Origin of the sequence: Salmonella sp. HY31 (assembly GCF_042604575.1) — a bacterium.
Lineage (GTDB): Bacteria > Pseudomonadota > Gammaproteobacteria > Enterobacterales > Enterobacteriaceae > Salmonella > Salmonella diarizonae.
Genome location: NZ_CP170479.1, coordinates 4435160 through 4447792, shown reverse-complemented (window position 1 = coordinate 4447792; position 12633 = coordinate 4435160). Strand labels below are relative to the sequence as shown.

At 53.3% G+C, this 12633-nt stretch carries 18 protein-coding genes; 6 read left to right on the top strand and 12 right to left on the bottom strand.

Going from position 1 to position 12633, the window contains the following annotated elements; translation table 11 throughout:
* Window positions 1-3: 3 nt before the first annotated feature.
* From yrbL to ACE15A_RS21265, 12 genes are all read right to left on the bottom strand, one after another.
* A complete protein-coding gene (gene yrbL / locus ACE15A_RS21320) occupies window positions 4-636 on the bottom strand; it encodes a PhoP regulatory network protein YrbL (protein ID WP_023246380.1) in 633 nt (210 codons plus the stop codon).
* 242 nt (window positions 637-878) lie between these two features.
* The gene (gene npr, locus ACE15A_RS21315; RefSeq protein WP_000216790.1) at window positions 879-1151 is read right to left on the bottom strand and encodes a PTS phosphocarrier protein NPr; all 273 of its coding nucleotides are present in this window, start codon (window positions 1149-1151) and stop codon (window positions 879-881) included.
* Window positions 1148-2002, bottom strand: coding sequence for an RNase adapter RapZ (gene rapZ, locus ACE15A_RS21310; protein ID WP_000243747.1), 855 nt, complete (start codon window positions 2000-2002; stop codon window positions 1148-1150). The genes npr and rapZ overlap by 4 nt, the downstream gene beginning before the upstream one ends.
* A 45-nt stretch (window positions 2003-2047) precedes the next feature.
* Window positions 2048-2539, bottom strand: coding sequence for a PTS IIA-like nitrogen regulatory protein PtsN (gene ptsN / locus ACE15A_RS21305; RefSeq protein WP_000609332.1), 492 nt, complete (start codon window positions 2537-2539; stop codon window positions 2048-2050).
* 117 nt (window positions 2540-2656) lie between these two features.
* The gene (gene hpf, locus ACE15A_RS21300) at window positions 2657-2944 is read right to left on the bottom strand and encodes a ribosome hibernation promoting factor (protein WP_001176589.1); all 288 of its coding nucleotides are present in this window, start codon (window positions 2942-2944) and stop codon (window positions 2657-2659) included.
* Between the two features lie 22 nt (window positions 2945-2966).
* Complete coding sequence (gene rpoN, locus ACE15A_RS21295) at window positions 2967-4400, bottom strand: RNA polymerase factor sigma-54 (RefSeq protein WP_023246381.1); 1434 nt, start codon at window positions 4398-4400, stop codon at window positions 2967-2969.
* Window positions 4401-4447: 47 nt separating this feature from the next.
* Window positions 4448-5173, bottom strand: coding sequence for an LPS export ABC transporter ATP-binding protein (gene lptB, locus ACE15A_RS21290; protein WP_000224104.1), 726 nt, complete (start codon window positions 5171-5173; stop codon window positions 4448-4450).
* 6 nt (window positions 5174-5179) lie between these two features.
* On the bottom strand, window positions 5180-5734 hold the full coding sequence (gene lptA, locus ACE15A_RS21285) for a lipopolysaccharide ABC transporter substrate-binding protein LptA (RefSeq protein ID WP_000669770.1): 555 nt from the start codon (window positions 5732-5734) through the stop codon (window positions 5180-5182).
* Window positions 5703-6278 (bottom strand): LPS export ABC transporter periplasmic protein LptC, encoded by a 576-nt coding sequence (gene lptC, locus ACE15A_RS21280; protein ID WP_000047848.1) that lies wholly within the window; start codon window positions 6276-6278, stop codon window positions 5703-5705. The genes lptA and lptC overlap by 32 nt, the downstream gene beginning before the upstream one ends.
* Window positions 6275-6841, bottom strand: coding sequence for a 3-deoxy-manno-octulosonate-8-phosphatase KdsC (gene kdsC, locus ACE15A_RS21275; protein WP_053529428.1), 567 nt, complete (start codon window positions 6839-6841; stop codon window positions 6275-6277). Before kdsC ends, lptC begins: the two co-directional genes overlap by 4 nt.
* 20 nt (window positions 6842-6861) lie before the next feature.
* Window positions 6862-7848 (bottom strand): arabinose-5-phosphate isomerase KdsD, encoded by a 987-nt coding sequence (kdsD, locus tag ACE15A_RS21270; protein ID WP_023183204.1) that lies wholly within the window; start codon window positions 7846-7848, stop codon window positions 6862-6864.
* 13 nt (window positions 7849-7861) lie between these two features.
* Window positions 7862-8839, bottom strand: a complete 978-nt coding sequence (locus tag ACE15A_RS21265) for a calcium/sodium antiporter (RefSeq protein ID WP_023246383.1) — start codon at window positions 8837-8839, stop codon at window positions 7862-7864.
* 212 nt (window positions 8840-9051) lie between these two features.
* Here ACE15A_RS21265 and mlaF point away from each other — a divergent pair, with 212 nt between their 5' ends.
* The 6 genes from mlaF to ibaG all read left to right on the top strand — a co-directional run bounded on the left by mlaF (window position 9052) and on the right by ibaG (window position 12602).
* Window positions 9052-9864 carry a phospholipid ABC transporter ATP-binding protein MlaF gene (gene mlaF / locus ACE15A_RS21260; protein ID WP_053508286.1) on the top strand — a complete coding sequence of 271 codons (813 nt, stop codon included), beginning with the start codon at window positions 9052-9054 and terminating at the stop codon, window positions 9862-9864.
* A 7-nt stretch (window positions 9865-9871) separates the two neighbouring features.
* Window positions 9872-10654 (top strand): lipid asymmetry maintenance ABC transporter permease subunit MlaE, encoded by a 783-nt coding sequence (gene mlaE / locus ACE15A_RS21255; protein WP_053508284.1) that lies wholly within the window; start codon window positions 9872-9874, stop codon window positions 10652-10654.
* Window positions 10655-10658: 4 nt separating this feature from the next.
* Complete coding sequence (gene mlaD, locus ACE15A_RS21250) at window positions 10659-11210, top strand: outer membrane lipid asymmetry maintenance protein MlaD (protein ID WP_023246386.1); 552 nt, start codon at window positions 10659-10661, stop codon at window positions 11208-11210.
* An 18-nt stretch (window positions 11211-11228) separates the two neighbouring features.
* Window positions 11229-11864 carry a phospholipid-binding protein MlaC gene (gene mlaC / locus ACE15A_RS21245; RefSeq protein WP_023246387.1) on the top strand — a complete coding sequence of 212 codons (636 nt, stop codon included), beginning with the start codon at window positions 11229-11231 and terminating at the stop codon, window positions 11862-11864.
* The gene (gene mlaB, locus ACE15A_RS21240) at window positions 11864-12160 is read left to right on the top strand and encodes a lipid asymmetry maintenance protein MlaB (RefSeq protein ID WP_023246388.1); all 297 of its coding nucleotides are present in this window, start codon (window positions 11864-11866) and stop codon (window positions 12158-12160) included. Before mlaC ends, mlaB begins: the two co-directional genes overlap by 1 nt.
* Before the next feature lie 187 nt (window positions 12161-12347).
* Window positions 12348-12602: a BolA family iron metabolism protein IbaG gene (ibaG, locus tag ACE15A_RS21235; RefSeq protein ID WP_001518349.1), complete on the top strand. Its 255-nt coding sequence runs from the start codon at window positions 12348-12350 to the stop codon at window positions 12600-12602.
* Window positions 12603-12633: the final 31 nt, after the last annotated feature.

The window sequence follows — 12633 nt, the reverse complement described above, 5'->3', positions numbered from 1 at the left end:
CCATTAAGCTTCGCGCGAAGTGAGCGCCAGCCCTTTCTTGTCTTTTGGCTGCGCGTTCCTCTCCAGGGCAACGACCAGCGCAGGCTGGGCGATAAACCGCTGCCACACTCTCTCCAGTTTGCGTTCACAGCACCATGTTGACCAGGTCGCTAGCGGGATAAAGGTACTTTCACCCAGATTGTCACAAACCACCGGCACTACTTCTGACTCGCTGATTCGCTGGCACAGGACGTTTTGCGGCTTCAGCGACATTGTCACAATATGATTATCAAACAGGTAACGTTTCAGTTTCTTCAGTAGCTGGCGCAGGACGGCGACATCCTCTTCATAACGGCATTGCGCAGCGAACTCGGTCAGGGTGATAGATGGCGCGCCGTTGAAATCGGTAATCATGTCGTAGACATAGCCAGTACCGCAATCGGTTTCCACCGTGCCGTAATAACGGGGGATAGCGCTCCAGTCTGTCAGGTAGCGGGACAGACGCGCATAGTAGCTCAGTTCACGCCGAATCTCTTTATCGCCGCCGTGCTCACGGTTGTAAATAACCTTTATGCAGCGCCGGGCATTATCCGGGTGCATATAGCATTTACGATGTCGACCGGCGCCCAGCGGAGTCTGTTCGGATAAGGGGATCATGGCGAGTCCTGGAAAATTTTATTCACATAAATTTAGTATGGACAAAGAATTTAAATAAAACCTAAACGAAATTTTTAAGGTTTTCTTAATGTTTTTATGCATAGGTAAAACGCACGAAATGTACAAATCTTACGAAAGGGTGGGACTGCGGGACAATTGGCAGGCGTAACATGCCCGGCTTTGGGTTGGCTGTCATCAAATACCGGGACGGCGTGGGGGAAATATGGAATAGAGGGGGAGGCTTAGTCTTCGTCAAAGCCGGAATTGAACAGAGCGATAACCGCCGCCAACGCTTCAACTTCTTGCGGGCCGGTGGCTTCAATTTCTATCTGGCGTCCTTTGGCTGAATCGAGCATTAACAGCGCGATGACGCTGTTCGCTTCCGCTTCGGTGCCTTCGTCATTGCGTAATAGCACCTCGGCGTCAAAACCCTGCATCAGTTCGAAAAGCTTCATGGCAGGCCGGGCATGCATGCCCAGCTTATTGGTAATTTCAACAGTTTGCTTTACGGTCATGTTTTGCGTTTTTCCAGCGTGCGATGGCGAGACTGGACGTTTTTACCGCGCGAGCGGAAGTAGTCTGCCAGCTGTTCTGCAATATACACCGAACGGTGTTTCCCGCCGGTACAACCAATAGCGACGGTAAGGTAGCTGCGGTTGTTGGTCTCCAGCATCGGTAACCATAGCTCAAGATAGCTGCGAGTTTGATAGATAAAATTGTGAACTTCTGTGTGCCGGTCAAGAAATGCGGCTACCGGCTTATCAAGCCCGGTCATGGGGCGCAGTTTTGGGTCCCAGTGCGGGTTGGGCAGGAAGCGAACATCGAACACATAGTCCGCATCGATCGGGATACCATGTTTAAAGCCGAAGGACTCAAATACCATCGTCAGTTCGCGCTCGCGTTTGCCCAACAGCCGGGTACGCAGCATCTCCGCCAGCTCATGAACGGACATTTCCGAAGTGTCGACGATTAGATCCGCACGAGAACGTAATGGCTCCAGCAGGTCGCTCTCTTTATCGATCGCACTCTCTAAAGAAAGGTTTTTGCTGGAAAGCGGATGCAGACGTCGCGTGTCGCTGTAGCGGCGAATCAAGGTATTGCGGTCGGCGTCAAGAAACAGCAATTGCGGCGAGAAAGCGTCAGGCAGATTATTCATCGCCTGTTCAAAAATCTCAGGTGATTCAGGCATATTGCGCACATCAATGCTGACGGCGGCGGAAATCTGGCGATCGGCCAGTGTTCGCGCCAGATCGGGCAACAGCACGACGGGAAGGTTATCCACGCAGTAAAAACCCATATCTTCCAGCGCGCGTAGAGCGACAGATTTACCTGATCCGGAACGCCCGCTGACGATCATCAGTACCATGTACCGTTTCTCCTCACAACGACAGAAAGAAATGCCATTGAGTTGTTATGCCTCATTCTGCTCACCTTCGGTGTCAGTAATGATTTGATACAGCTCTTCATCATTCAGCGCCGCGCGCAGGCGGCGGCAGATCGTTTTATCCGCCAGACGTTTCGCGACCAGCGACAGCGTATGCAGATGCGTTTTAGTCTGATCGGCGGGCACCAGCAGGGCGAAGAGGAGATCGACCGGCTGGTTATCGATGGCATCGAACGCGATAGGCGTTTCGAGCTGAACGAACACGCCGACGGCGCGTAAGGTATCTTCTTCCAGTTTCCCGTGCGGGATGGCGATACCATTACCAATACCGGTACTGCCCATTTTTTCGCGTGTCAGAATGGCTTCAAACACGACCTGAGGAGGTAAACTGAGCTGTTTTGCCGCCAGTTCGCTGATGATTTCCAGCGCGCGTTTCTTACTCTGACAATGAACGCCGCTACGCGTACACTCCTGGTTAAGTACACTGCTCAGTTGTAGAGTCGTATCGTTATTTATCATAATTTCACCTAAGAACCTGTCCTGTCAGGTTGATGGCCAGGTTCGGAGCGCTAACTGTACAAATGGCCCGTTGTGTCACACAACAGGCCGTCCTGCACTGGCTAACTGCCCGGACAATTAGTGTTGTTTCAGTTTATCTTTATGCCTGGTTAACTGCCTTGCCAGTTTATCAATCAAGCCGTCAATGGCGGCATACATATCCTGGCCTTCCGCGCTGGCGTGAATTTCGCCGCCGTTAACGTGTAGCGTCGCATCCGAGATGTGCGTGACCTTCTCCACTTTCAACACCACGTATACCTGATTAATCCGCTCAAAATACTGTTCAAGTTTGGCGAATTTCGTCGTCACAAATTCACGCAGGGCTTCAGTAATTTCGACGTTATGTCCGGTGATATTGAGCTGCATAGTGTCTTCCTTATCGGTTGGGTCAAACCAGCTGTTTGCGTTGGTTTGACGGCGGAATGGATAAAGACTCTCGGTACTTCGCAACAGTGCGGCGCGCCACCATGATACCCTGTTCTGACAGCAGAGAGGTTAACTTGCTGTCGCTCAGCGGTTTCGCGGGGTTTTCCGCCGCAATTAACTTCTTCACCAGCGCGCGAATCGCGGTGGAAGAGGCTTCGCCTCCGCCTTCGGTATTGACGTGGCTGGAAAAGAAATATTTGAGTTCAAAAATACCGCGCGGGCTGTGCAGATACTTCTGCGTGGTCACGCGGGATATGGTGGATTCGTGCATCTCGACGGCCTGGGCGATATCCGCCAGTACCATCGGTTTCATATATTCTTCGCCCTGTTCAAAAAAGGCTTGCTGTTGCTCGACGATGCAGCGACTGACACGCAGCAGCGTGTCGTTGCGGCTTTCAAGGCTTTTTATCAGCCACTTCGCATCCTGTAAATTACTGCGGATGAACTGGCTGTCGGTATCGTTGCGCGCGCTGTTGCACATGGCGGCATAGTGCTGGTTAATCTGTAAACGGGGAATACTGTCGCTATTAAGCTCCACCGTCCAGCGGCCGTTATGCTTGCGTACCAGCACATCCGGGATAACGTACTCCGGCTCGCCGGTCTGGATCGACTGACCGGGTCTGGGATCGAGCGACTGAATCAGGTTTACCGCCTCTTTCAGTACCTCTTCTTTCAGTCGGGTAACGCGCATCAACGTGCGGAAATCGTGGTTGGCCAGCAGATCAAGGTGATCGCAGATAATGAGCCGCGCCTCTTCCAGCCACGGCGTGGATTTGTCGAATTGTGAAAGCTGGATCAGCAGACAGTCGCGAAGATCTTTCGCCGCAACGCCCACCGGATCAAAACGCTGAATACGCTTCAGGACGGCTTCGACTTCATCAAGATCTACCTCTTCATCGCCCATGCTTTCGCGAATTTCATCCAGGGATACGGTGAGATAACCGGTATCATCTACCGCATCGACAATGGATGTCGCAATGGCGCGATCGGTGTCCGAGAAGGGCGTTAGCTCAACCTGCCACATCAGATAATCCTGCAACGACTGCGTCGTTTCGCCCTGATAGACGGGCAGTTCATCATCGATATAATCGCCGCTGGGGCCGGATGGCGTCCCGGCGGTGTAAATTTCATCCCAACTGGCGTCAAGCGGCAGCTCTTCCGGCATCTCTTTCTGTTCGAGCGCATCTGCGGTATCGAGAGGATCGTCATCCTGAGGTTGCTGAGTGTCGATTTCGTCATGAAGATCGGTTTGCTCAAGCAGCGGGTTATTTTCCAGCGCTTGCTGGAGTTCCTGCTGAAGTTCCAGCGTAGACAACTGCAACAGACGGATGGCCTGTTGTAGCTGAGGCGTCATCGCCAGTTGTTGGCTAAGCCTGAGTTGCAAACCTTGCTTCATATTCAGAGTCGTTTTCTCCCGCTAGAGCAGCATAGCCCTCTACCCTATCAGAGTCTGAAGTCTTCCCCAAGATATACACGCTTAACGTGTTCGTCTTGCAGGATTTCTGTCGGCGTACCGTGGGCGATAAGGTGGCCCTGGCTTACGATATAGGCGCGTTCACAGACTGCCAGCGTCTCACGGACATTATGGTCGGTGATCAGCACCCCGAGCCCGCTATCGCGCAGATGTTCGATAATGCGTTTGATGTCGATAACGGAAATCGGGTCAACGCCGGCAAAGGGTTCATCCAGCAGGATAAATTTGGGATTAGCGGCCAACGCGCGGGCAATTTCTACACGACGGCGTTCACCACCGGACAGCGCCTGTCCCATGCTGTCGCGCAGATGCTCAATATGAAACTCTTCCATCAGCTCGTTGGCGCGGTCTTCTCGCTGTTCTGCGGTCAAATCGTCACGAATTTGCAGTACCGCCATCAGGTTATCAAATACGCTGAGACGGCGGAAAATAGAGGCTTCCTGCGGCAAATAGCCGATACCGCGGCGCGCGCGCGCGTGCAGCGGCAGCAGACTGATATCTTCATCATCAATGATGATATTGCCCGCGTCACGCGGCACGATACCGACGACCATATAAAAGGTGGTGGTTTTACCTGCGCCGTTTGGACCGAGCAGACCGACAATCTCCCCGGAGTTAACGGTCAGACTGACATCTTCCACTACGCGACGGCCTTTATAGGCCTTCGCCAGATTCTTTGCAGTTAATGTTGCCATAACGAATTAGTTACTCTTCTTTTGCGCCGGAGTCTGGCCTTTGTTTTTGTCTTGCAACTGCGACGGCACCAGAACGGTGGTGACGCGTTTGCCTTTCTCGCTGAAGGCCTGCATTTTCTGCTCTTTCACCAAATAGGTGATTTTGTCGCCAGTAATGTTGCTGTCAAGCTGTTCCAGATAAGCGTTGCCGGTCAGCACCACAAAATCTTTTGCCAGTTCGTAATGCATATGTGAAGCGTGGCCTTTCACCGGTTTACCGTTGTCCTGCATCTGGTAGAAGGTGGCCGGATTGCCGTAACCGTCGATCACCTCTTTCCCTTGCTCGCCGCCAGGGCGGGTAACAACGACTTTATCGGCGTTGATCTTAATCGTGCCCTGGGTCATCACCACGTTGCCCGTAAAGGTCACGACGTTGCCTTGCATATCCAGCGACTGTTGATCCGAGTCAATATGAATAGGCTGCTCGGTATCGCCCGTGACGGCGAATGCCGGAATGCTGGCGGCCAGCAGCGAGCCGGCAAGCATAAGATTAAGGCTGAGTTTGTTTGTTTTGAATTTCATAAGAGGTTCTAACCTTTTCAATCAGCTCGGCGTTCTTGCTGCGTAAGTTACCGCGCATTTTCAGTCCGCTGGAGTTAAATGTTGTGCCGTATAACGTCACCAGATCGTTCGAAGTAACGTCCTGCGTCACCAGATTAATTTGCGCGTTATCGGTGGTAATTCTGCGTAATTGAGCGTCAGGCACCAGGGCGTTGACTTCAACATGGCCATACAGATAGAGCATCCGATCGTTAGTCAATTTGGCTTTATCGGCTTTGATCGACCATGTCGGCACTTTATCCTTATCAAAGGTGGTTAATACCGGTTGCGTAAACCATGAGACCGCCTGATCGGAAAAATATTCAACGTGCTGTGCGATCAGACGATAGCTCAACGCGCCTTCCGGACTGTACACGACGGTATCCGTATGCTCGCTTTTATACGTGGGATCGTTGCTATTGACCACCACGGCGGCAGGATCGTCTTTATCTGCCAGATTGATACCAATCAGTACCAGAATGGCCAACGACAGTAGAATGATAACCCAACGTCTGGTTTTACTCATATCGATTGCCCTTTGGCCTCATTCAGCTTGCCCTGCGCCAGCAGCAGCAAATCGCACACCTCACGTACCGCGCCGCGCCCGCCGGCAATGTGCGTCACATAGTCAGCGCGGGGGATCAGCAGCGGATGCGCATCCGCAACGGCAACGCTTAATCCCACTTTTTCCATTACCGGCCAGTCAATCAGATCATCGCCAACATAGGCGACGTTTTCCGGTGCAATAGCCAGTTTTTCCAGCAGATTGCTAAAGGCGATCAGCTTATTCGACTGCCCCTGATAAAGATGGGCGATCCCCAGCGTGGCGCAGCGATCTTCTACAAGTTTAGCCTTTCGTCCGGTAATAATGGCAACCTCGATATTGGAGGTCAAAACACAGCGAATGCCATAGCCGTCACGAACGTTGAAAGCCTTCAGCTCTTCGCCGTTATTGCCCATATAAATCAGGCCGTCAGACAATACGCCATCCACGTCAAGGATGAGCAGACGGATATTCTCCGCCTTTGTCATGACGTGGGTGCTGACGGGGCCATAACAGGTCGCAAGCGACGCACCTGCTTTACTCATCGTTAATTATCCTTGAGTTTCTACACGACGCCTGCACGCAGGAGATCATGCATATGTAACACACCGAGTAACTGGTCGCCATCAGCAACCAGTACGGAGGTGATATGGCGGGACTGCATTAAATTCAGCGCATCGACGGCGAGAATACCGGGACGCACGCGAATGCCCCCTGGCGTCATCACCTCGGCGATCCCCAACTGGCGCATATCGCCGCCCATGTCGAATACGCGACGTAAATCGCCGTCGGTGAAGATGCCGTCGATCTTCATGGATTCATCGCAAATGACGGTCATACCGAGATTTTTACGCGTAATTTCTAATAGCGCATCACGCAGGCTGGCATGTTTATTAACATGCGGGATTTCATCGCCGGTATGCATAATATCGCTTACGCGCAGCAGCAGCTTACGTCCCAGCGCGCCGCCAGGATGCGACAGAGCGAAATCTTCGGCGGTAAAGCCGCGCGCTTTTAACAATGCCACGGCGAGCGCGTCGCCCATCACCAGCGTTGCGGTGGTACTACTGGTAGGCGCCAGGCCTAACGGACACGCTTCTTTGGGCACTTTAACACACAGATGCACATCTGCCGCACGCGCCATGCTGCTTTCCGGTCGCCCGGTAATGCAAATTAACGGTACATGCAGGCGTTTAAGCACCGGTATTAGCGCCGCGATCTCGCTGGATTCGCCGGAGTTGGAGATAGCGATAACCACATCCTGCGGCGTAACCATCCCCAAATCGCCGTGCGCGGCTTCGCCCGGATGTACAAAAAAGGAAGAGGTGCCGGTACTGGCGAAAGTGGCGGCCATTTTCCGTCCGATATGACCGGATTTTCCCATACCCATCACCACTACTTTTCCGGTGCAGTTGAACATTTTTTCACATGCCAGCGTGAAATGCTGGTTGATGTATTGATCAAGCTCCGCCAGGCCTTCACGTTCAATTTCCAGGACCTCTTTGCCTGCCTGCTGAAAGTCAAACCCCGGTTGTAACGCTAAATGCGACATAATCCGTTTCCAGTTATCCAACAAGAAGTGGCGATAGCCAATAGAGCATCGCCAACCATACGATAAACCCGCCGGTCAGTAGTATACCTGCGCCCCGACCAATCTGGCGCGGATGCCGCCAGCAAAGTAAAGCGAAAACCACGCTAACCAGCAACATCACGCTATAATCACGCCCAAACGCCAGCGGGTTGATCTCCCCCGGGGCGATCAGCGCAGGCAGCCCCAGCACGATGGCGAGATTAAAAATATTGGCGCCAATGATATTGCCGACGGCAATATCATTTTCGCCTTTTCGCACGCCGGCAATCGCCGTGGCCAGTTCTGGCAGACTGGTGCCGACGGCGATGACTGTCAGGCCGAGCGTTAATTCACTCATGGCGAAATAATTCGCCAGTACCGTAGCGTTATCGATTACCATGCGCGTCGCCATCGGCATGATGACCAGCGCAATGCCCAGCCATAAGAACGCGACGGGGAGCCCGCCTTCGCGCGGCAGTTCCGCCAGTTGTTCGCGAGTGAGGCTGTCATTTCCCTGCCGTTCGGCCAGACGCGCGATTTTAACAATGAATAACAGCCATAGCACGGCCAGAAGCAGGAGAAAGATACCATCACTGCGGCTTAACTGTCCGTCATGCAGTACGGAACCGGCTACCACGCTAACAAATAACATTAACGGCAATTCGCGACGTAAAACATCGGAATGCACGGTAAAAGGACGAACCAGCGCCGCCAGCCCTAAGATCAGCAAAATATTGGTGATGTTAGAACCGAGCGCCGCGCCGACGGCTAAATCGAGCTGACCGTGCAGCGATGCGGCAACCGACACAATAATTTCCGGCAGCGAGGTGCCGATACTCACTACCGTCATCCCGATGATCAGCGGGGGAATACCGAATGTACGGCATAAAATAGAGGCTGCAAACACCAGACGATCGGCGCCGTAGGCCACCAGAAGCAAACCAATTATGAGTAGCGCCATCGCTAAAAGCATCTAAAGTCCTTTCTTCAGGTATACTCGCCGGTCCCCTGGAAGGGATATCTGGAAGCCGTAACGAAGTCCTAATTTTGACTTTATGCGGCTAAAAAGTAAAACGAATGCCAGCTTTCGCTAACCCTGTCAGTGAATATTCTGTAATTATGTCGAACCCATGGTTAAATTCAGCGCCATGGTTACCTCAACAAGGCAATACGAAGGATGAATCAATGGGTCAGTCTGTGGCAAATTTAGTCGATATGCGCGACGTCAGCTTTTCCCGTGGCGAACGCTGCATTTTCGATAATATTTCCCTGACGGTGCCGCGCGGGAAGATCACGGCGATCATGGGGCCGTCGGGCATCGGTAAAACCACTCTGTTGCGCCTGATTGGCGGACAGATCCCGCCGGATAAGGGCGAGATCTTATTTGATGGCGAGAATGTGCCGGCCATGTCCCGTTCGCGGCTCTACACCGTCCGCAAACGTATGAGTATGCTGTTTCAGTCGGGAGCGCTGTTTACCGACATGAATGTGTTTGACAATGTGGCCTATCCGCTACGGGAGCACACCACTTTACCCGCGCCGCTGCTAAAAAGCGTTGTGATGATGAAACTGGAGGCTGTCGGGCTGCGCGGCGCGGCAAAACTGATGCCTTCCGAGCTCTCCGGCGGGATGGCGCGCCGCGCCGCGTTGGCGCGCGCCATCGCTCTGGAACCGGATCTCATCATGTTCGATGAGCCGTTTGTCGGCCAGGACCCGATTACCATGGGCGTTCTGGTGAAGCTGATTTCAGAATTGAACAGCGCGCTGGGCGTGACCTGCGTGGTGGTCTCGCATGATGTGCCAGAGGTGCTCAGTATTGCGGATCACGCCTGGATCATGGCGGACAAAAAAATCGTCGCTCACGGTAGCGCTCAGGCGTTGCAGGAGAATACGGACCCGCGCGTGCGTCAGTTCCTTGACGGTATTGCCGACGGGCCGGTTCCGTTCCGCTATCCGGCGGGCGACTATCACCTTGATTTACTCGAAACAGGGAGTTAAGCCACTCATGCTGTTAAATGCGCTGGCAGCACTCGGACACCGCGGGATCAAAACCGTCAGGACGTTCGGGCGCGCCGGGTTAATGTTATTCAATGCGATTATCGGTAAGCCGGAGTTTCGCAAACATGCGCCGCTGCTGGTGCGCCAGCTTTATAATGTGGGCGTCTTGTCGATGCTTATCATTATTGTCTCCGGCGTATTCATCGGTATGGTGCTGGGGCTGCAAGGCTATCTGGTTCTGACCACTTACAGCGCGGAGACCAGTCTTGGCATGTTAGTGGCGCTTTCGCTGCTGCGCGAGCTGGGGCCGGTGGTCGCGGCGTTGCTGTTTGCCGGGCGGGCCGGGTCGGCGTTGACGGCGGAAATCGGCCTGATGCGGGCGACGGAGCAGCTCTCCAGTATGGAGATGATGGCGGTCGATCCATTGCGCCGGGTGATTTCGCCGCGCTTTTGGGCGGGCGTGATTTCATTGCCGCTACTGACCATTATCTTTGTGGCGGTCGGTATCTGGGGCGGCTCGCTGGTCGGCGTAAGCTGGAAGGGAATCGACGCCGGGTTCTTCTGGTCCGCGATGCAGAATGCCGTCGACTGGCGTATGGACCTGGTGAACTGTCTGATAAAGAGCGTGGTGTTCGCCATTACGGTAACATGGATTGCGTTATTCAACGGTTATGACGCAATACCGACTTCTGCCGGGATTAGCCGGGCAACGACGCGTACCGTGGTTCACGCATCGTTGGCCGTTCTGGGGCTGGATTTTGTGCTGACCGCACTGATGTTTGGGAATTGAGTTCATGCAAACGAAAAAAAATGAAATTTGGGTAGGCGTTTTTTTGCTGGTAGCGTTGCTGGCGGCGCTGTTTGTTTGCCTGAAGGCGGCAAATGTGACCTCTATGCGCACGGAGCCGACCTATAAGGTTTATGCGACCTTCGATAACATCGGCGGTCTGAAAGTGCGTTCCCCGGTACGCATCGGCGGGGTGGTTGTCGGGCGGGTTGAAGATATCTCGCTTGATCCGAAAACATACCTGCCGCGCGTAACGCTCGACATCGAAGAGCGTTATAACCATATTCCCGATACCAGCTCGTTGAGTATTCGTACTTCCGGGCTGCTGGGGGAGCAATATCTGGCATTAAACGTCGGTTTTGAAGATCCTGAGCTGGGAACGTCTATCCTCAAAGATGGAAGTACGATCCAGGACACCAAGTCTGCAATGGTGCTGGAAGATATGATTGGTCAGTTCCTTTATAACAGCAAAGGCGACGACAATAAGAATTCTGGCGATGCGCCAGCCGCAACGGAAGGCCATACTGAAGCCACAACGCCCGTGGGCGCAACGAAATAATCTCAGGAGAATTGAGGCATGTTTAAACGACTGATGATGGTGGCCATGCTGGTCATTGCGCCATTAAGCGTAGCAACGGCAGCGGATCAGAGCAATCCTTATAAACTGATGAACGAGGCGGCGCAGAAAACTTTTGATCGCCTGAAAAACGAACAGCCGAAAATTCGCGCCAATCCGGATTACCTGCGCGACGTTGTTGATCAGGAACTCCTGCCGTACGTGCAGGTAAAATATGCCGGCGCTCTGGTGTTAGGCCGCTACTACAAAGATGCGACCCCGGCGCAGCGTGAAGCCTATTTTGCAGCGTTTCGCGAATACCTGAAACAGGCCTACGGCCAGGCGCTGGCGATGTACCACGGTCAGACTTACCAGATAGCGCCTGAGCAACCGCTGGGCGATGCGACCATTGTGCCGATCCGTGTAACGATTATTGATCCCAACGGTCGTCCGCCGGTGCGTCTGGATTTCCAGTGGCGCAAAAATACCCAGACCGGCAACTGGCAGGCGTATGACATGATTGCGGAAGGCGTCAGCATGATCACCACCAAGCAAAATGAGTGGAGTGACCTGCTGCGTACTAAAGGCATCGACGGCCTGACCGCACAATTGAAATCTATCTCTCAACAGAAAATTACTTTAGACGAGAAACAGTAATGACGCCGCAACTCACCTGGACGCGTGAAGCGGGCACACTGATGCTGGCGGGAGAGCTGGATCAGGACGTGTTGACGCCGTTATGGGACGCGCGCGTAGAGGCGATGACAGACGTTACCCGTATCGACCTGAGCCAGATCTCCAGGGTGGATACGGGGGGCCTGGCGCTGCTGGCGCACCTTGTGAACCAGGCAAAAAAACAGGGCAATACCGTGTCATTGTCTGGCGTTAACGATAAGGTCTACGTGTTGGCGCAATTATATAACTTGCCCGAAGACGTACTTCCTCGTATGTAATGAATGCCGGATGTTTTATCCGGCCTACACTTCGCATGATCCTCGTAGGCCTGATAAGACGCGTTAGCGGCGCCATCCGGCACTTTTACAGCTCTGATTTATCAGCGTGATCTTTTGCTTATTTAAGACGGCGCCACTTTGCTCTAAGATGTTGGGCTGTTTTCACTATTTGACGAATAAAGAACCCATGGAAAATCATGAAATTCAGAGTGTGCTGATGAATGCCCTCTCCCTCCAGGAAGTCCACGTCTCCGGCGATGGCAGTCACTTTCAGGTTATTGCCGTGGGCGAGATGTTTGACGGCATGAGCCGGGTCAAGAAACAGCAAACGGTCTATGGCCCGCTAATGGAGTACATTGCGGACAACCGTATCCATGCCGTATCGATCAAAGCGTATACCCCGGCGGAATGGGCGCGCGATCGTAAACTTAACGGATTTTAAGCTACGGGTAAGGGTAACCTGCCGGTAGCGG